The sequence below is a fragment of the Planktothrix sp. genome, assembly GCF_046067725.1.
Lineage (GTDB): Bacteria > Cyanobacteriota > Cyanobacteriia > Cyanobacteriales > Microcoleaceae > Planktothrix.
Genome location: NZ_JBJUDF010000014.1, coordinates 14884 through 34308 on the forward strand (window position 1 = coordinate 14884; position 19425 = coordinate 34308).

Below are 19425 nucleotides of genomic sequence, written 5' to 3' on the forward strand. Positions count from 1 at the left end.
GGTTATAACTAAAAATAAACGCACCCGATGCGAATTCCCCTCCCAAAAGAAAATCAATTTGTTGTTCCCCTTGTTCAATCAGATTTCTATTTCAGTATAATTCTTCAATTACTTGTATAGATTTTGCCGTTTTTCCCCCTTCATTAATCACCTGAAAGAAAACATAAAATTGTCCCTGTTCTTGGCAAATTGTTTCCGGTTAGGTTAACGTTAAAATCTGAGCTAGAGGGAATGGAGCCAAATGGAGCTAAAAAAGATGGGGTAGTATTCATGAAAAGCCCCATCAAGTCAAAATGATTCCTCAATCAGATAATGAAGATTACACTCGTTTGTCTGAGTTGGGTTTATTGCCTTAACCACTAGCATGAATTCCCCTTTCTTTTAACTTCTGCATGAAAAATTCTTCTAAGGTTAATCGGGATAAATTTAAACTCAATAGTTGAGCGTTCATGTCTTTTAATACCACTAAAAACGCTTCTGGATCACCTTTAAGATGTCCTTCCCAATAGTTTTGATCAACTTCTAAATCGGCTATCCAATTTTGCAATATTTTAACATCTCCTCCTTTACCTTTCACGGCGTAGGTTTGAGTTGTTCCTAATAAATCATCCAACGAACCCATGCTAATTAATTCTCCTTCGGCTAAAATAGCAATGCGATCGCAAACTTTCTCCACATCCGATAAAACATGACTATTAAAAAAAATTGTTTTGTTTTCGGCTTTTAACGATAAAATAATTTCTCGAATTTGATAACGTCCCATCGGGTCAAGTCCTGACATCGGTTCATCTAAAAACACCACTTCAGGATCATTAATTAACGCTTGCGCCATTCCCACCCGTTGTAACATTCCCTTAGAATATTGACGCATTTGCTTTTTAATCGCGGCGGTTTTGGCTAATCCCACTAAGTCTAATAATTGGGGGATGCGTTGACGTTGAATCGATTTCGGAATTTGAAATAGTCCCGCCGCAAATTCTAAAAATTCCCATCCAGTGAGATGATCATAAAAATAGGGATTTTCGGGTAAATATCCGACTCGCTGTTTAACAAGGCGATCACCAATGGGTTTTCCTAATAATATCGCTGATCCTGAAGTCGGACGCACAATCCCTAATAAAGTCTTTAATAAGGTCGTTTTCCCCGCGCCATTTTGTCCTAATAAACCAAAGGTTTCTCCACGATGAATGGTTAAGGTACAATTTTTTAAGGATTCAATTTTTTGATTCATCCAAAACCCCGTCCGATAAAATTTGCCTAAATTATGGGTTTCTACAATAGGGTTTGAGGAAGAAATTGTCAGGGAATCCATAGCTTTTAGGGATTAAGTAAAATGTTAAGTTTCAATTCTCAACCGAGTAAACACTCGATTGTTATTATAACAGATTGATCATCCAAATCACAACATTATTTAAATTCTAGTTTCAATTCTCAACCGAGTAAAAACTCGATTGTTATAGCAGGCTTGTAAAAGTCTTAATATATGGAGTTTTCAAGGTGCGTTGGCGACAACCTAATTTAATCATATCAAAACCCTTCATTATTCGTCAAATTTGTGCTAGAAATAAATCTTTAAATCCTTTACTGAGTAATAGTTTCAGAATTTGCGACAACGTGATTTCACAAAAAACGCCCAACCTTCCATATCATCAGCATTTCAGACTTATAGCCTTCAAACACCTATCAGTTATCGCAGTCCCACGTGATCATCATAATCTCCTCCCCAGACTTTCATGCCATTATCATAAGTCCTGATCAAGTTTTCAGCCTTCTGGGAAACTGTAGCCGTGTAAAGCTGTAATTGCTTCCACTCAAAAGAAGATAATTGAGGCTTATTCATCAAAGCATCAATCAGTTTGCTCCCATCCTTCCAGCGACAAACAACAGATTCGTGATCGTCGTCAATCATCTTAAACTTTTTAGCCACAGACTCAAACTTTAAATCCTTCCGTAAGTTTTGAATTTCATTTAACTGCTGATTAAACTTATCTGCAAAAAACCACCCTAATAACTTTAGCAGATTATCAGCATTAAGTCCATATTTTTTAAGATCTTTACTCGTTGATTTAGCCAGACTCTTATATTTAGGATCAGGAAATTGATCGCAAGGAATCACAAACACATTCCCCGATGGTAACAAACCTTCTCGGTTACAACGTCCACCCCGTTGAATCAAAGCGTCTAGAGGGCATTCTTCAGTAAAAATAACCGGATAATCAATATCAATTCCAGCTTCTACAATTTGAGTAGAAATACAATTAAATTGTCCAGTTTTAACTTGCTGAATCACCGATTTCCGATGAGCAACACACATCCGAGAAGAAAGATGTAACCACTGACCAGGTTGTAACGTATTAAAAATTTGAAAGGCATTAGACGCTGTTTTAGTAGTGTTAACAATTACTAATTTTTGACCCGGATAGGATGCGATCGCTTCCCAATCCATCCCCTCAATAAATTGATAACTACATCGAGATAAAGCCTGGAATTGTGGCTGTAAATCTTCAACTGCAACCATATCAACAGCATTCAAACCAAAAGTTTTCAACTTCGGAGCAGTCGCACTCATTAAAACAATTGTACATCCATAATCTTCAACTAAATTTTGAAGAACATCAGCAATCGGTGCAATAAACTGAGGAGGTGCCGTATGATATTCATCAATTAAAATCACTCGATTAATCAAACTTGCTAACTTCCGACACTGTGCTGGTTTATTATTAAAAATAGATTCATAAAACTGAACAGCCGTCGTTAAAATCACAGGTTTATCCCATCGCTGAGAAGAGAGTTTATAACTCTTTTCATCTCCAGGTTTAGGAACAAAATCTGAGTGATGTTCGAGAACAATATCATCCCCTAATTGCTGGCGGTAAACTTCAGCAGACTGATCTAAAATCGACTTAAAAGGAGCCACATAAATGATGCCATTCATACCATGATAATTACAATGCTCAATAGCAAATTCTAAACTGGTCAGTGTCTTACCAATTCCACAAGCACCGACTAATCGATACAAACTTTGATCAGAGGTGATAAACTGACAAATAGAATCTCGAAATTGCTTTCGGATTCTGTTAAGTTGGCTTTCCGATTTTGAAAAACCAACGGGATTGAAACATAGATTAGTTTTAGAATAAACTAAGCCCTCCTCGTGGGGGCTTTGACATTTTAATTCAAACAATTGAGCATCTAATCGATCACTATCAACTAAAGCTGAGAATAAAATTCTAATCGCTAATTCCTGCTTAAAAATGTCCTCAATTTCTAAATGGGGGATGAACCGAAGATCAGGTAAAATCAGGTTAAGACAAGATTGCCACTGAGTCGATTCTGTGTCAAAAGTATCCGATCTCAACAAATCTTTTAATCCAGTGTGATGTCCTCGAATTACATGGGCGATCACATGATTTTTATTTCCAGACAGTTCAATGGCTGCCCTTGCTCCTTCAAAGGAATGATTAACCCTTGATTCCTCTCCTAATAAGTATTTTTGCCAAAGGGGTTTGGCTTTACCTAAATCGTGAAGTAACCCCGCATAATAGCCCATTTCCTTAAGAAAATCTGGAAGTTTGTCACGAGTTTTAGCTGCAACCCCTTGTAAATGGTCAATCAGGAGTTGTTGATCTCCATTTTCAGAAATTCTTGCAAACATGAAGATTGATGTGTTAGTATATAACTATTCTATAACCCATATAGAAGATGAAGCTAAAAATCTGGGGTGAGTATGGCTTATTTACCCGCCCTGAAACAAAGGCTGATCCTCATACCTACCCAATTTTGACACCATCGGCAGCAGAAGGAGTCTTAAAAGCCATCTTCTGGAAACCGGAAATAGATTATGTCATCCATTCTATTACGGTCTTGAATCCGATTCGCTATCAATCCATATTTCGTAATATGGGACAGAACAAAATCAGTCCCCGAACAGTACAAAGTTGGGCAAAAAAAGACAAAACCGCTCGTTATTTAATCACAGATGATCGAAGCCAACGCCATCATGTTGTCCTCAAAAATCCCGCTTATGTGATTGAATTTTCCTTAAAATTGTCCCCCCATGCCACAGAACCCATTGACAAATATTTTGCTCAAGTTTCTAAACGTATTGAACGGGGTCAATGTTATCGTCAACCCTGTTTAGGATGTCGAGAATACGTCGCCCACTTTGCACCTGTTGATGGGAGTGAAACAATCGATCCTGAACTTTTGGGAACCTTTAAATTAGGTCGAATTCTCAAAAAAATGCACTATATTCCTGACCCGAAAGGTAGTGTTGAATGGTTTGATTCCATCAGCAAAAAAATCGTCAAAGGTCGAGTTTTACCGGAATTCTTTGATGCCGTGATGCGAGATGGAGTTGTGCAATGTTAGCTGAACTTTATCAATTTTCTCAGCAATTTCAACTTTCCCCCCTCGGTTATGGAGAATCTCTAGCAATTTATGAAATTAACTTAGATCGGAACAGAATTAGTTTACTAACAACCGAACATAAAACCACCAACAAAAAAGGAGAGGAAAAAATTACCTATTCTTTTGGTAAACGGTTGATGTTACCTGATTTACCTAGAAATAGTGATAACCCGATTCTAATTGCTGATGCTGGAGAATATTTGTTTGGGTTCGGAGAACGGGGAAAACGCCGCCAGGAACTTTATCGAGCATTATTAGAACAGTGTCACCTAGCAACCTCTGAACCTTTAGTTAAAGCAGTCATTGATTACCTTAATCAAGCCAACCCAGAGGAAATTTTAGAGGAATTAAAACACCTTGAATATGCCCCAAAAAACAGTGCTTTGGGGGAACGAGATAAGTTTGTATTTGTCTACTATTCCCAGGATGAAGATAAATGTTTAGTCACTAATCTTCCATCTGTTCAGAAATTTTGGGCAAAATATTTTACCCAAAAACAGGAAACAATTGACGGGGAATGTATTCTGACAGGCGAGTCTAAACCCATTTTAATTAATACCTTTCCGGGTAAAATTAAGGGTGTTCCTAATACTCAAACAACCGGGGCTGCTATTTCTAGTTTTGATAAATCCGCTTATCAAAGTTGGGGATGGTCAGGGAATGATAATGCACCCATCGGGTTTGATACCGCTACAGGCATTTTAAAAGCCGTTGAGTTATTGCTTTCTAGCGATCACCATCATCATCGTTTCGGCGATCAAATGTTCCTATTCTGGGGCGATCATAACCAAGAAGGGATTAACCCCCAGGTCTGGAATGATCCTGAAGCTGCACAATTAGCGGGTTTATTTACGGGGATCGATGCAGCAAGTCCTGAAAATGCCATCAACACAAAAGATCCTTATTCTTCTAATTTTTATCTTGGTGTTTTAAAAGGTAATTCTGGACGGGTAGCCATGAATGGAATTAACCGAATTACACCTCAAGAAATCTCAGCAAATGTCAGTCGGTTCTGCGAGTTGCAAAAATATTTTGACAACTGGGTTAAACCTATTTGGGTGTTTCGTAATGCTGCATTTCTTGACCCGAACAAAGAATACACAACCCGCATTGATTCTGCCTTAATGGGTTTTGTTCTGTTGGGAAAAGAATTACCCGATGAATATGCTCAAAAACTCCTTAACCGAATTTGTGTTGTTCAGGATACTTTTAAATCCCAAGACAGAGCAAAAGCATTACTTTTTTACACACAACAACCCGATATGGATGAACCTAAAGATGTTATTGCCTATCGTTTAGGCAGAATTGCATTTTTGATGCACATGGCACAAATGAAAGGACGCCAACAGGATAAGGAAGATACAAATGTAACCCGTTCTCTTAAAACCTTATCTTCAACCCCATCTCAAATTTTTGGACGTTTATACCCAGGTTGTTATGTTCATCATCTTCAAGCATTAGAAGGAATGGGTTATCTTAAACATTTACTCGATCAAGAATTTGTTCACGTAAACCCTGAAGATTTACCCGACAATTTTAACCTTCGTCAACAGTCCTTATTTTTTATTGGCTTTGCCAAAATGCGCTCAGAGTTTTTCACGAAAAAAGATAAATCAAACCCGTCAGAACAACAGGAACAATAAGCCATGATTTATAATGACCCCACTAAAAAACACGATGCTATTTTGTTAGTAGATTGTCGTGACGGTAATCCTAACGGTGATCCTGATGCCGGAAATCAGCCCCGAATTGACCCTGAAACTCGTCATGGATTAATGAGTGATGCTTGTTTAAAACGAAAGGTACGAAACTATGTAGCAATCACTCAAACTGATTCGCAATATAAGATTTTTGTTGAAGAAGGTGGTGTTCTCCGTGAAACAATTGAACGGGGTTATACAGAGTTAAAGCTTACTGTTAGTGACAAAAAGAAAGGAGGAACTCCTGAACAACAGAATCAAGTTCAAGATTGGCTAATTGAAAACTTCTATGATATTCGGATGTTTGGGGCCGTGCTTTCTATTGGATTGAAAGCGGGTCAAGTTTGGGGGCCGTTACAAGTTTCTTGGGGACGTTCTGTTGACCCTATTTTGCCAATTTCCGCTACGATTACTCGTTGTGCAACGACGGAAGCAAAGGAAGGAAAGGATAACAAAACAATGGGGCGCAAAGAACTGATTCCTTATGGATTATATCGAATCGAGATTCACTATAATCCGGCATTATCTAAAGCCTCAGAAGCGGATTTAAAATTATTCTGGGAAGCGTTATCAAACTGTTGGGAATTTGATCGAAGTGCAGCCCGACCAGCGATGAATTGTCAGGGATTATTTGTATTTTCCCATGAGTCTAAATGGGGAAATTATGCCTCTCATAAACTTTTTGAGAAGATTGAAATTACAGGCAAGATGCCTGTTCCACGTAGTATTTATGATTATGAAATTAAAATTGATGAATCTATGCCTAACGGTGTAACACTGACTCGATTGATTTAACAGATCCCTTGACCAAGGTGGGTGAGAATGATCATCAGAGGGGAAGAGATCCTGTTGACACTCCCACTCACCCACACGACAGTTTATTGGTCTAATTGTCTTAAGTTATTCTTATATTTTATCCGAAATCATTTAATTCTTTAAAAGATTGTCAGGAAATTTGGATATTTGACTGAGAATTTTTCTCAAAAAGTTGACGAAATTATAGGGGTTCTGGTACACTCAAGGAAACACCGCCCAAGGGTTTATTGTGTCTATTGGTAAAAACAGCGTCTATAACTCCCATTCTTTCGTAAAATATCGAGGTTTTCTGACAAAATATCGACCCAACGAGACACGATGTTTAGGGAAAATAGCCGAAGCTCTGGAGAAGGGACTTGACAAAATACCGAATTTGTGATCTAAGATAAAAAGCAATAGTCATTTCCCCAAAACCCAGTTTTTCATATGGGTTGCCAATTTTCTCAAAACTAGAGTATCTTGACGAAGGCAAAGTTTACCGTGAGAGCGACCTTGAACCCCTTCTTCAACCCTGACCCATCTGCCAACCTCTCCCTCAATTCCCGTTTCACAGGTTGGTCATTGCAGGATCGAGATCCTGAGTATATCCGATCCTTAATGCCGATTTTAGGTTGGTTCTATGACCATTATTTTCAGGTTGAAACCACTGGCTGGGAAAATCTTCCCTCTCAAAATAAGATGTTGCTAGTCGGTTCCCATAATGGAGGGTTAGCCGCCCCCGATATGTTTATGGGGTTGTATGCTTGGTGTCGTCGCTTCGGAACAGAACGATTGCTTTACGGACTGATGCACCCGAAAGTCTGGCAGGTTTCTCCAGCCGTTGCTGCTTCGGCGGTACAGTGTGGAGCGGTGATAGCTCATCCCAAGATGGGAATGGCAGCGTTACGACAAAATGCAACGGTTTTAGTTTATCCAGGTGGGGGTGAAGATGTGTTTCGTCCCCATGCCCTTCGCAACCGAATTCATCTAGCAGGTCGTAAAGGATTTATTAAGTTAGCATTGCGGGAGAAAGCTCCTATTGTTCCGGTGATTTCATCTGGTGCCCACGATACATTAATTGTGCTCACAGATATTTACGATTGGGTGAAACAACTGCACCACTTAGGAATGCCTTGGTTATTAGATCTTGACCCAGAGGTGTTTCCGATTTATTTAGGGTTGCCTTGGGGAATCGGAATTGGGCCGTTACCCAATTTTCCCCTTCCTGCCAAAATCAAGATTCATATTTGTCCGGTGATTGAGTTTGAACGGTATGGACGAGAAGCGGCGAATGATCGAGAGTATGTTGATATTTGTTATCAACGGGTGAAAACAGCGATGCAACGGGAACTTAATCATTTAATTGTTAAGAGTTGACGCTTAATATTTTTTAACTAAAAAATGTTGCTCATTCAGTCTCTAGGCTTAAATTTTTGTTAAGTTTCAGCTTCAAGCGGTTAAAGACAGCCTAAGAATAGATTAGGTGAATTAATCTAGCAATGGGGGAAGAGTTGGTGGATTTTAAGGATTTAACATTGGGGATCAAGGTTTTATAACTAAAGACAGATTCTAAAAACGGGGTCAGGGTGTTACGATCTTTTCAGAAAATAATGAACAAATAAAATCAATCTGTTGACCCCAAATCAACAGAATATTCGCTGATTTCACCGTTTTTATGAATCTTAAAAGATATAGCAGTCGCGCCAGGGGTGTTAGGAAATAGACTGATGCTAAAACCGTGCATAGAGAAATCTTTTCCTCCCGGTTCCCAGTCAATCGCAGTTCCTGTTCCCTGCTATAAAAACATAAAATTTGGATTTGGCAAAAATTATAAATTGGGTGGAACCCAAAGGATGAACAATGGCTACTAAACAAACGGTTCGTTGCCCTAATTGTGGAACATTAGCAGAGCGGTCTTACACCCATCAAGTCACTCAAACTCAATGTCATCGTTGTGACTATTTAATGATTACCTGTTCGGTGACGGGTAAAGTTGTGGAAGCTTATGCACCCGGACTGTCTCTACGTTGTTAAATCCTTTAACATCAAAAAAATGGGTGGGAGTGTCAAAAATCTGAGTTAGACACCTGATCTTGGGAAACTCCGGGTAAACAGTATAATGTTTGAGGAAGTTTCATCGTGAACGTCGAACCTTGACCTAACTCACTCATTGCCGATAAATTCCCACCCATCATTTGACAGAGTTTTTGCGTAATTGTTAATCCTAATCCAGTGCCACCATAACGGCGAGTGGTGGTTTCATCTGCTTGAGTAAAAGGATTAAAAACTGTTACTAACTGTTTAGCTGTCATCCCAATTCCTGTATCAATCACCTGAAACACAATCAGGGTTGAACTAGCTTTAGAAAGATCAGGAATGTCGTTCATCGATTCATCCTGAAAACTCAGGCTTTCTGAGTCATGAGGGGGATTAAAAGTCCTGTTAGCTGGGTCGCTTTCCTCTTTCCAAACTTTAAGAGTCACTTGACCATTTTCGGTAAATTTACAAGCATTACTCAGGAGATTTAATAAACATTGACGAACTTTCGTTAAATCCGTGTGCATCATATCCACATCTTCAGCTACATCTAAAATAAACTGATTAGAATTTTTGATAGCTGCTGGTGTAACTGTTGTTTCCACTTCCCAAAGTAACGTAGCAACTTTAAAGGTTTCTAAATGGAAATTCATGCGACCCGCTTCAATTTTTGAGAAATCCAAAATTTCACTAATTAAGGTTAATAAATGTTGTCCAGAAACATAAATATTTTTTAAATCTCCTACTAATTCTCCCTGATTAGAGACTTCAGCATCTTCAATTAACAATTCACTGTAACCTAAAATTGCATTCAACGGCGTTCGTAATTCATGACTCATATTAGCTAAAAATAAACTTTTAGCATGGTTGGCAGATTCAGCCGCTTCTTTCGCCGTTCTCAATTCTTCAGCTTGTTGACGCTCCGTAATATCATTCGCCATCATCAGTAAACAAGAAATTCCCCCTAAATCAATTAATTCAATAGAAACTAACCAATCTCGAATATGTCCTGATTTTTGGCGAATTTTTAACTCAACATTACTCATTTGATTTTGACGTTGCAATTGTTTTTTGAGTTTCAAATGTTGTTGAGGATTGACCCACATCTTTAATTGTTCTGGAGTTTGGTGAAGTACCTCTTCTCGATTCCAACCCAATTGACGTAAAAAACTATCATTAACATCTAAAAAGAATTCTTCAACTAACGTCATAATGCAAATCCCAATCGGACTGGCACTAAAAGCTTTAGAAAAGCGTTCTTCGCTGGCTTTTAACGCAATTTCTGCTTTTTTGCGATCAGTAATATCTTGAATGGTACTGGTAATATGACTAGAAGTAATCACCGCTTGTTCAAAAACAATCCGTTCCTCACCGTTAATTAATCTCAAACGATAATCAATACAATAAGGTTTTTGTTGAAATAACAATTGATCCAGATAATTTTGAACAAAACTTCGGTCTTCTGGGTGAACAAAATCTAAAAATTGAGGAAAACTCGGTTTAACACGCTGGGGAGTTGTTCCTAAAATTCGATACAATTCATCCGACCAAAATAATTCATAACTTTTAATCGTCAAATCCCAATGACCTAACTTAGCAATGCGTTGAGCATTTGCTAAACTCGCCTCACTATTTCTCAGACTAATTTCGGCTTGTTGGCGTTCAGTCACCGTTGCAGCTAACACTAAACCCGTAATAGCCATCACCAAAATAAACGCCTGGACAGAAAAAATTTGAGGCGTATCCGTACCCCGACTCATAAACGGCCCACTGTCACGCGCCACACCCCAAACGGCAAAACCCGCCGTAATCAAATGAGCTAGGGTTGTTCCCCGTTGACCAAATCGTAAAGAAGCCCAAACAAAAAACGGAAACGGCAAATATTCCAAGGGAAAACGAATCGTCGCCGCACGAGTTCGAGAACAAAAGACAAACCAATTTAAAGCAAATAAGAGTAATAACCAAACCCCAACTTCAAGTTGACGAACCCAAAAAAATTCACTAGGAGAACGTTCAATCAAGCGTAACCTTGTAGTTCCCAAAGGTAAACTTTGAGATAAGGCATTGAGAAAAGATGAAATCGGGGAAGCCGGAGTGTGATAGCGATAGTAATAACGTTGAAACTCACTTCCCCAGGTTAACAGTACCGGAGCCACCACTAAGACTCCAATAACATTAGCTAACCATCCCATCATCCAAGTTTCTCTAAAATCTTCCCAAGGAATGACACCACTTAACCCAGCACTCATCAAGGTCAAGGTCGGATTAATTAAAGTGGCAATCACTCCCCCTAAAATCATTAATCCGAGAACATCTTTGAGGCGTTTGAGTTGGGGGGAAAAATCAATCCGATTCAGCAATTGAGTCGCCAAACAAGCCTGCAACGTTGCGCCGATACTAGAGAATGCTACCATCATTCCAGAAATGTGTTCAGTACCCAGCAAGGAGAACCCTGAACCCAAGGTAATCGCTGGCCAATAGCGATAACCACATAAAAGAATAATGGCTTGCGCAACTCCCGCATTCGGCCAGACTAAGGTTTGGATGGGACTCAACATTAAATATTCAGTTGTCACCTTTCCAATAAGCCAGTAGGCTATCGCCATCAAACCCACCGAACCTAAGTATCGACCATTGATGACCTTCGCACGTTCAAGGGATTGCATTAACATTGTCGTTGTGAGTAAGCTGATGTGGAGTGAGTGACCCTGAATTTCTAGTTTAGATGGGTTATGGGAAAATTGCTTGAGTTGAATTTAGATTTTTGATGCTTCAAGAATCAGTGGGAAAGTGAACAACAGAACGTTAAAGATCTCTTAACCGTTGGGTTCTGAATTTCTGTTCACAACCGATACAAATTTTCGTCAATATCGTCATTGATTCAAACTTTGAGATGAGTGACCAATGAGAAGATTCACCGTCAAAATGTCCCTGATTCATTCACAGTCTAACAGATCCGATTAGGATTCATCATTGAAGGAGGGAGGTTGAGCCGGAATTGAAGCAATAATCGCATCAATGACTTTAGCAACCGGAAGAATTTGTAACCCCAAATCTGCCGGACTTTGACCTTTTGGAATAATGGCACGTTTAAATCCTAATTTAGCCGCCTCCCGCAGTCGTAATTCGAGTTGAGACACCGGACGCACCTGTCCCCCTAAGCCGATTTCTCCGATTAAAATGGTTCGTGGGTCAACCACCCGATCTCGGAAACTGGCAACAATGGCAATAGCGATGCCTAAATCGGCGGCGGGTTCTTCGACTTTTAAGCCTCCCACCGATGCTACATAAGCATCCAATTTAGACAAAGGAATTCCGACTCGTTTTTCTAATACGGCTAAAATTTGTAATAATCGGCTACTGTCCACCCCAGTTGTCGCTCGTCGAGCCGAACCGTAACTAGCAGGACTGACTAACGCTTGAATTTCGACTACAATGGGGCGAGTGCCTTCTAACGCTACCACCGTTGAAGTTCCGGGGGCAAATTCATCTCGATTCCCTAAGAATAATTCTGATGGGTTAGGGACTTCTTTTAATCCATGAGCCACCATTTCAAACACCCCGATTTCATGGGTGGCTCCAAACCGATTTTTCATCGACCGTAATAAGCGATGGGAAGCAAAGCGATCGCCCTCAAAATATAATACCGTATCGACTAAATGTTCTAAAACCCTCGGCCCTGCAATGCCGCCATCTTTGGTGACATGACCGACAATTAATAAGGTAATATTTTCTCGTTTGGCGACCTGCATTAAAGCCGAGGTACATTCCCGCACCTGAGCCACCGAACCCGGTGCAGAGGTTAAACTGGCAAAATAAATGGTTTGAATACTATCAATCACTGCTAACTGAGGTTTCAGCGATTCTAATTCTCTTAAAATCACTTCTAAATCCGTTTCTGGCAGTAAATATAAATCCTGAGTTTCGCTTTTATGGTTTCTAATTTCTGATAATTTTTCCTCTGATTTAGGAGGTTTTTGATGTCCATTTTCAGGAGGATTCGACTTTTTATGACGCCGACCCTTGAGTTGTTCCGTAAAGGGATTAGTGGAGTGGGGAGGTGATTGATCATCGTTTTCTACTGGGTTAGGGGTTTGATCTTCTTCCTCAACCCCCACCCCTAAACGTTGCGATCGCAATTTAACCTGCTGTCCTGATTCTTCCGCCGAGACATATAAAACCCGACTGGTCTGAGATAAACGATTAGCGACTTGTAACAATAACGTTGATTTACCAATTCCCGGTTCACCCCCAATTAACACCAACGAACCCGGAACAATGCCACCCCCCAAAACCCGATCTAATTCTCCATAACCCGATGGCATTCGGGATTGAGATTGATCGGAAATTTGGGATAATCGGAAGGAAGACCGAGGTTGTCCGGGTTTTGTCACCTCCGATGAACCCTCTGGGTGTTCTCCACTCAAGTTACTCCAACTAAACCGTTGTAGGGAGGTGGGAGCAGGTTGTTCAACTTGTTCTTCAAGGGAATTCCACGCTTGACAAGCAGAGCAGCGACCAAAATATTGAGAAAATTCGGCTCCGCATTCCTGACAAACATAAAGAGTACGAGATTTTGGCATTGTTCAGAATCATCAATTGAAATGCAAGAAAACGCTAAAACACAACAACCTCAAATTAAAACAACTTTAAAAAACTTTAAAGTCGCTTCATCTTGGCAGGAAAGAGGATTAAACTTTTGTTACAGCGATGATCAGTATCCAACGAATCCATCCGTATAATTGGGGATCTCAATCCGGGTTCCCTTAATGATAAGGTAAAAAAATCAATACATTTCTCAAACTCAACTTAACATAAGTTGAGATTTACGTCCGTTGATGCCGTTGGCTCTAGGTGTCCAAAGGCAAAGATGTGACTCTGGGTTAAAAATTCCTGAGATTCACCGGATGCAAGTCTAACTGTTGTTTATCAAAACTGTCACTGAATACAACTAAGGGAGCGTTGAAATCCATTGGAAAATCATAAAGAAAAAATTTTGGTCGTTGATGATGAGGCTAGTATCCGTCGAATTTTGGAAACTCGCCTTTCCATGATTGGTTACGATGTCGTTACCGCCGCCGATGGAGAAGAAGCCTTAGAAACCTTCCGTAAAACTGACCCCGATTTAGTGGTCTTGGATGTGATGATGCCTAAATTAGATGGGTATGGGGTCTGCCAAGAGTTACGCAAAGAATCCGATATCCCCATTATTATGCTAACCGCTTTGGGAGATGTCGCAGATCGGATTACCGGGTTAGAATTGGGGGCGGATGATTATGTCGTTAAACCCTTTTCTCCCAAGGAACTTGAAGCCAGAATTCGTTCGGTTTTACGTCGCATTGACAAAAATGGAGCATCGGGGATTCCCAGTTCCGGTGTCATTCAGGTTAGCAATATTAGAATTGATACCAACAAGCGACAGGTTTACAAAGGCGATGAACGCATCCGCTTAACGGGCATGGAGTTCAGTTTATTAGAACTGTTAGTCAGTCGTTCGGGTGAACCCTTTTCTCGTTCTGAAATTTTACAAGAAGTTTGGGGATATACTCCAGAACGTCACGTGGATACCCGTGTGGTTGATGTTCATATCTCCCGCCTGCGTGCCAAGTTGGAAGATGACCCCAGCAATCCTGAATTAATTTTAACAGCCAGGGGAACGGGTTATCTGTTCCAACGGATTATTGAACCGGGAGAAGTTGGTTAAAGCAGGGGAGCAGGCGGAGCAGGGGGAGTTGAGGGAAATGGTTGAGTGTTTGCACTCCGTACTCCGTACTTCGCACTCCGCACTTTGTAACCATCAAAACCTTTCTTCCTGACCTCTGCCAAAATTAACAGTCATTTTTGCGCTTAATTTCAGATGTAGTTATGGCGACATCAGATCGGAATCGGGTTTTACGATTATTACCGATATTTGCAGGAAGTTTAGGGGGGGTATTCCTGCTGATCAATCGATTGCTAACCCCGCAATTATTGGACTCTCAAGCCCGTTCTGATGCCTTGGGAGTGATTTTAAGTGCCGTGTTAATTTTAACGGGGTTATTGTGGCAACAAATTCAACCGAGATCTCCCGATGCCGTTGAGTTAGTCGGGGAACAAGGCTTTGAATTAAAACCGGATTTACCCGAATTGATTCAAACCGAATTAGCCTGGGCTTCTCATTTATTATTAACTAATACCGTGACCCGTTCTGTGGTGATTTATTATCAAGGAGAAGTTTTATTACGACGAGGAATACTGGGAAAAAATCCAACGGTTAAACCAGGGGCAATTTTACAACGGGTTTTAGAGAAACAGAAACCCATCTATTTAGTGAATTTAACGTTATATCCGGGGCGAATTGAATTTGATTATTTACCGGAAAATACACAAGGTGTTATCTGTCAACCCCTCGGTGATCAAGGTGTTTTAATTTTAGGGGCAAATACCCCTCGGAGTTATACCAAACAAGATGAAAATTGGGTCGAGGGAATTGGAGAAAAGTTAGCAAATACCTTATCTAATCTCTTGAATGAAACATCTGAGTTAACTTAAAAGTTAGAAAATAGCAAATCAGGATACAATGATGCTCTGGGTATTTCAGATAATATTCTGAAAATGAAATCAGGAATCAAGAATAGAATCAGAGAGTATATTTAGAAAATCTTAATTTTTCCTGGCGATTGCTTATATTTTTTCCAGAGGGGAAATTTCCCGTAAAATATTCAGTATTAGCATCGATCAAACATCTGAGTATTGCTGTAGTTTTCACGATAGGAGGGGAGAACAGAACTTAATGCTCTGTTTGTGTCCAGAATCTTAAGCATATTGACTTTGGAGTTTAGGTTATGGAGATTATATTCGAGTCTACTGAAGAATTTGAACAGGATTTAAAAACTTATAGTGAAGCTGAACAGTCTATTATTTTGCAACAGCTTCATGAATATTCTTCTTTTTTATTAACAAATAAAGGAGATCCTGAAAGACGACTACATCAATTTTATCAATTTGATTTATTAGATGATTATACTTCATCTCTCTATTCTTTTATTGTCAATTATTACCTGCGAGTGATTTTAACTATTGATGATGATCCTCTGTTTAATCGGACATTGATTACGTTATTTAGAGTCGTTGATAGTCAAGTTTCAGCCCAGGTTTATCAGGAAGTTGGATCATCAATTTATCAAGGTTTCTTACCCCAAAAAACTATCATGGAGGTCAAATCAAACAATGGTACAGTTGCCACCGTCACTCGTGGATGAACGGGGAATTATTCGGAAAGCCTTAACTCTACTTCCTGAACAACTAAAAGGTCGTTTTTTAGAAGTTTTAGCTGAACTTCAGGATGAATCTTGCTATCGTTATCAACGCTTTTTTAAGTCAAAATTAAAACGAATTAAAGGAACAAAAATCCCACTTTATTGCGTGGGAATTGATGAAGCTGAACGTTGGAAACTTTATCTTTACTATCAAGAAGGTAAGTTATATTTACAGGATATTATTTGCCCAGTTGCTAAAGCCAATAAAGATAGTTTAGATATAATTGCTGAATTAAATGATTTTTAGAACGTAGAGACGTTGTATACAACGTCTCTACTATTTTAAGACGGATAAACCTGTCGATAATAATCTTGATATTCCTCTGATAATAAAGGTTCCCACCAACTGCGATGGGTTAAATACCAGCCAACGGTTTGACGTAATCCTTCTTCGACAGTAACTAAAGGAGCCCACCCTAATTCAGTTTGAATTTTACTGGCATTAATCGCATAACGTCGATCATGTCCGGGTCGATCCTTAACGTAAGTAATTAATTGATTAGAGGGTTTTACAGGTAAATGTACCGCTAATTCATCCAGAATTCGACATAAGATTTTAACTAAATCAATATTCTTAACTTCGTTATTGCCCCCAATATTGTAAGTTTCCCCAGGTTTGCCATTATGAATCACCGTATCTAAAGCTCGACAATGATCTAAAACATACAACCAATCTCGGACATTTTGACCATCTCCATAAACCGGAAGGGGTTTTCCTAATAAAGCGTTAATACACATTAACGGAATTAGTTTTTCAGGATAATGGTAGGGGCCGTAATTATTAGAACAATTGGTAATAATGGTGGGCATTCCATAAGTATGATAATAAGCTCTTGCTAAATGATCACTTCCGGCTTTTGAGGCAGAATAGGGACTATTAGGAGCATAAGGAGTTTGTTCTGTAAACGCCGGGTCATGAGGGCTAAGACTGCCATAAACTTCATCGGTAGAAACGTGCAGAAACCGATAATGTTCGGGTTGACCTTGGGTTAACCAATATTGACGAAATGCTTCTAATAACGTGAATGTTCCAACAACATTAGTTTGAACAAAGGCATCAGGGCCGAGAATTGAACGATCAACATGGGATTCTGCGGCAAAATGAGCAAGGGTGTTGATCTGTTCTTCTTGTAACAGACGATCAATTAAGTTGCGATCGCAAATATTCCCCTGCACAAACCGAAAATTCGGCTTATCTTCCAAACTTGCTAAATTTTTGCGATTTCCTGCATAAGTTAAGGCATCTAAAACAACTACCCGATCATCAGGATAAGCACTAAACCAATGATGGACAAAATTTGATCCAATAAATCCAGCCCCTCCTGTAATCAGGATGCGATGGGGTAAACGAGTGCCAGTTTTATTGTAGCTATACTGAACAGCCAATGTCATATCCTCTTAAGATGATCTGCTGGTTGAAAATCATGGCTGTTGGATTCCGTTTACAGCCCTGATCCGATAAACTGTTGATTATTGTACTCGTGTTCGGTGGATTCGGCAGAGAAATGACCCTAGAAAATAGGAAAATCAGTTCAATTAATCCCCTTAAATCAGGTGTGAGGACATCGGAGTGAGTGACCACAACACTATCGCACTGGCCAAAACAGGTGATGCAACGGCGATCGCTATTTTAATTAATCAAGCACTGCAACCCAACGGGGTGACAGCAACAGCTACCCGTCAAGGCTACCATCTTAACGTGGTTTTAGAGTCTCAACACCTTCCCGATACTGAAACTTGTATTCGGGTGGTTTATAACGGTTTGATGCGCTTAGAGGCTGATTCTATTGGGTCTGTGACGATTTCTGGAACCCGTCTAGGTGAGAAAAAACCGGGTTGGACTCAAACTCTGGTTTTACGGGAAGTTGTCTGTGTACCTCAACCAACAAACATTCAACCCGTCAACCCGCCAAAACCTAAACAAACTCCTCAATTTTTGATTTCTAAACCTTGGTTAATTGCAGGTTCTGTTAGTTTAATCATTTTGCCGTTATCAGGATTTTTCCTGAACCAAAATTATCAAAAAATCACCTCGTTTTTCACAACAATTCCTCAAAATATATCCGCTAATTTATCTCAAATTCCTTCTTTTTCCTTCGCAGTGGAACCTGTTTCTACTTCCTCCCCCATTCCCACAGAAGCGACCCTGAAAAATCTAAATACCGTTTCTCAATTCACTCTAAAAACCCTGCAAAATCCGATTAATCCTGATTTACAACTTACCATTCGGGCGGTTGGAGACATTATTCCTGGTACTAATTATCCTTATAATAAATTATCGAGCAACAAAAATGCTTTATTTGCAGGAGTTAAATCTGAATTAAAAGGGGATATTGTCTTTGGAAATTTTGAAAGTACCTTAACGAAATATCCCTATAGTGCCAAAGCGATTGGTCGAGGGTTAGTGTTTGCTTTTCGCACTCCTCCTGAATATACTGCTTTATTAAAAGATGCAGGCTTTAATATTTTGAGTGTTGCCAATAATCATTCCTTTGATTTCTTTGAATCCGGTTTTAAAGATACAATTCAGAATATTCAAAAAGTCGGGATCAAAGCAGTGGGAGAAAAAAATAAAATTATTTATCATGAAGTTCAAGGGGTAAAAGTTGCGTTTATTGGTTTTAGTAATTATGAGTATCATAATAATTTAAGTCATATAGAAGCAGGTAAAAAGTTAGTTAAAACCGCTCAAAAAAATGCTGATTTCGTGGTGATTTCCTTTCATGGTGGGTCGGAAGGAACAGGGGCATTAAATGTTAGAAATAAAACCGAATATTTCTATGGAGAAAATCGCGGGAATTTAGTTTTATTTTCCCATAGTATGATTGATGCGGGGGCAGATTTAATTTTAGGTCATGGCCCTCACGTTCCCAGAGCGTTAGAACTTTATAAAGGAAAATTAATTGCTTATTCGTTAGGAAATTTTATGGGATATCGGACTTTATCAACGGTTGGAGAGTTAGGATATTCGTTAATATTGGAAGCAAAAGTTAATCCTCAAGGAGATTTTATTGAAGGAAAAATTATTCCTGTTCAATTAAATTCCCAAGGAATTCCAGCGTTAGATCAGCGTTCTAAAAGTGTTAATTTAATTCGTAATCTGATTCAAAAAGATTTTCCGAAAACACCTTTAAAAATTGATAAAGAGGGCAAAATTTTAATTAACAAGCCTTAATTTATTGGTG

The 19425-nt window shown here is 39.3% G+C and carries 16 protein-coding genes; 11 read left to right on the top strand and 5 right to left on the bottom strand.

What is annotated here, in order from left to right; all coding sequences use genetic code 11:
* Nucleotides 1–352: 352 nt before the first annotated feature.
* Complete coding sequence (locus ACKPEB_RS00765; protein ID WP_408962852.1) at nucleotides 353–1312, bottom strand: ABC transporter ATP-binding protein; 960 nt, start codon at nucleotides 1310–1312, stop codon at nucleotides 353–355.
* Nucleotides 1313–1687: 375 nt separating this feature from the next.
* Nucleotides 1688–3655, bottom strand: a complete 1968-nt coding sequence (gene cas3 / locus ACKPEB_RS00770) for a CRISPR-associated helicase Cas3' (RefSeq protein ID WP_408962853.1) — start codon at nucleotides 3653–3655, stop codon at nucleotides 1688–1690.
* A gap of 47 nt (nucleotides 3656–3702) precedes the next feature.
* Between cas3 and cas5c the strand changes: the two genes are divergently transcribed.
* From cas5c to ACKPEB_RS00795, 5 genes are all read left to right on the top strand, one after another.
* A complete protein-coding gene (gene cas5c, locus ACKPEB_RS00775; RefSeq protein ID WP_408962854.1) occupies nucleotides 3703–4371 on the top strand; it encodes a type I-C CRISPR-associated protein Cas5c in 669 nt (222 codons plus the stop codon).
* A complete protein-coding gene (locus tag ACKPEB_RS00780; RefSeq protein WP_408962855.1) occupies nucleotides 4365–6053 on the top strand; it encodes a type I-C CRISPR-associated protein Cas8c/Csd1 in 1689 nt (562 codons plus the stop codon). The genes cas5c and ACKPEB_RS00780 overlap by 7 nt, the downstream gene beginning before the upstream one ends.
* Nucleotides 6054–6056: 3 nt before the next feature.
* Nucleotides 6057–6905: a type I-C CRISPR-associated protein Cas7/Csd2 gene (gene cas7c, locus ACKPEB_RS00785; protein ID WP_408962856.1), complete on the top strand. Its 849-nt coding sequence runs from the start codon at nucleotides 6057–6059 to the stop codon at nucleotides 6903–6905.
* A 618-nt stretch (nucleotides 6906–7523) separates the two neighbouring features.
* Entirely contained in the window at nucleotides 7524–8282 is a 759-nt protein-coding gene (locus ACKPEB_RS00790) for a lysophospholipid acyltransferase family protein (protein ID WP_408962875.1), read from the top strand.
* Between the two features lie 483 nt (nucleotides 8283–8765).
* Nucleotides 8766–8939, top strand: a complete 174-nt coding sequence (locus ACKPEB_RS00795; protein WP_408962857.1) for a hypothetical protein — start codon at nucleotides 8766–8768, stop codon at nucleotides 8937–8939.
* 32 nt (nucleotides 8940–8971) lie between these two features.
* On the opposite strand, the gene ACKPEB_RS00800 is transcribed toward ACKPEB_RS00795, so the two are convergent.
* Both ACKPEB_RS00800 and radA read right to left on the bottom strand, forming a co-directional pair.
* Nucleotides 8972–11614, bottom strand: a complete 2643-nt coding sequence (locus tag ACKPEB_RS00800; protein ID WP_408962858.1) for an MASE1 domain-containing protein — start codon at nucleotides 11612–11614, stop codon at nucleotides 8972–8974.
* 288 nt (nucleotides 11615–11902) lie between these two features.
* Nucleotides 11903–13525, bottom strand: coding sequence for a DNA repair protein RadA (gene radA, locus ACKPEB_RS00805; protein WP_408962859.1), 1623 nt, complete (start codon nucleotides 13523–13525; stop codon nucleotides 11903–11905).
* 21 nt (nucleotides 13526–13546) lie between these two features.
* Here radA and ACKPEB_RS00810 point away from each other — a divergent pair, with 21 nt between their 5' ends.
* From ACKPEB_RS00810 to ACKPEB_RS00830, 5 genes are all read left to right on the top strand, one after another.
* Nucleotides 13547–13684: a hypothetical protein gene (locus ACKPEB_RS00810; RefSeq protein WP_408962860.1), complete on the top strand. Its 138-nt coding sequence runs from the start codon at nucleotides 13547–13549 to the stop codon at nucleotides 13682–13684.
* 230 nt (nucleotides 13685–13914) lie between these two features.
* Nucleotides 13915–14646 carry a response regulator transcription factor RpaB gene (gene rpaB / locus ACKPEB_RS00815; RefSeq protein WP_408962861.1) on the top strand — a complete coding sequence of 244 codons (732 nt, stop codon included), beginning with the start codon at nucleotides 13915–13917 and terminating at the stop codon, nucleotides 14644–14646.
* A 161-nt stretch (nucleotides 14647–14807) separates the two neighbouring features.
* Nucleotides 14808–15473, top strand: coding sequence for a cofactor assembly of complex C subunit B (locus ACKPEB_RS00820; protein ID WP_408962862.1), 666 nt, complete (start codon nucleotides 14808–14810; stop codon nucleotides 15471–15473).
* Between the two features lie 293 nt (nucleotides 15474–15766).
* Nucleotides 15767–16183 carry a hypothetical protein gene (locus ACKPEB_RS00825; RefSeq protein ID WP_408962863.1) on the top strand — a complete coding sequence of 139 codons (417 nt, stop codon included), beginning with the start codon at nucleotides 15767–15769 and terminating at the stop codon, nucleotides 16181–16183.
* Entirely contained in the window at nucleotides 16152–16487 is a 336-nt protein-coding gene (locus tag ACKPEB_RS00830; protein WP_408962864.1) for a hypothetical protein, read from the top strand. Before ACKPEB_RS00825 ends, ACKPEB_RS00830 begins: the two co-directional genes overlap by 32 nt.
* 35 nt (nucleotides 16488–16522) lie before the next feature.
* Here the strand turns inward: ACKPEB_RS00830 and rfbB are convergent, their stop codons facing one another.
* A complete protein-coding gene (gene rfbB / locus ACKPEB_RS00835) occupies nucleotides 16523–17632 on the bottom strand; it encodes a dTDP-glucose 4,6-dehydratase (RefSeq protein ID WP_408962865.1) in 1110 nt (369 codons plus the stop codon).
* Nucleotides 17633–17810: 178 nt separating this feature from the next.
* Here rfbB and ACKPEB_RS00840 point away from each other — a divergent pair, with 178 nt between their 5' ends.
* Nucleotides 17811–19415 (top strand): CapA family protein, encoded by a 1605-nt coding sequence (locus tag ACKPEB_RS00840; protein WP_408962866.1) that lies wholly within the window; start codon nucleotides 17811–17813, stop codon nucleotides 19413–19415.
* Nucleotides 19416–19425 lie beyond the last annotated feature (10 nt).

Coding starts and splice junctions, on each gene's coding strand:
- ACKPEB_RS00825 (WP_408962863.1), top strand. CDS start 15,767: ATGGAGATTATATTCGAGTCTACTGAAGAATTTGAACAGGATTTAAAA.
- ACKPEB_RS00810 (WP_408962860.1), top strand. CDS start 13,547: ATGCAAGAAAACGCTAAAACACAACAACCTCAAATTAAAACAACTTTA.
- radA (WP_408962859.1), bottom strand. CDS start 13,525: ATGCCAAAATCTCGTACTCTTTATGTTTGTCAGGAATGCGGAGCCGAA.
- ACKPEB_RS00800 (WP_408962858.1), bottom strand. CDS start 11,614: ATGTTAATGCAATCCCTTGAACGTGCGAAGGTCATCAATGGTCGATAC.
- ACKPEB_RS00780 (WP_408962855.1), top strand. CDS start 4,365: ATGTTAGCTGAACTTTATCAATTTTCTCAGCAATTTCAACTTTCCCCC.
- ACKPEB_RS00790 (WP_408962875.1), top strand. CDS start 7,524: ATGCCGATTTTAGGTTGGTTCTATGACCATTATTTTCAGGTTGAAACC.
- rfbB (WP_408962865.1), bottom strand. CDS start 17,632: ATGACATTGGCTGTTCAGTATAGCTACAATAAAACTGGCACTCGTTTA.
- cas7c (WP_408962856.1), top strand. CDS start 6,057: ATGATTTATAATGACCCCACTAAAAAACACGATGCTATTTTGTTAGTA.
- ACKPEB_RS00765 (WP_408962852.1), bottom strand. CDS start 1,312: ATGGATTCCCTGACAATTTCTTCCTCAAACCCTATTGTAGAAACCCAT.
- ACKPEB_RS00795 (WP_408962857.1), top strand. CDS start 8,766: ATGGCTACTAAACAAACGGTTCGTTGCCCTAATTGTGGAACATTAGCA.
- ACKPEB_RS00820 (WP_408962862.1), top strand. CDS start 14,808: ATGGCGACATCAGATCGGAATCGGGTTTTACGATTATTACCGATATTT.
- cas5c (WP_408962854.1), top strand. CDS start 3,703: ATGAAGCTAAAAATCTGGGGTGAGTATGGCTTATTTACCCGCCCTGAA.
- cas3 (WP_408962853.1), bottom strand. CDS start 3,655: ATGTTTGCAAGAATTTCTGAAAATGGAGATCAACAACTCCTGATTGAC.
- ACKPEB_RS00830 (WP_408962864.1), top strand. CDS start 16,152: ATGGTACAGTTGCCACCGTCACTCGTGGATGAACGGGGAATTATTCGG.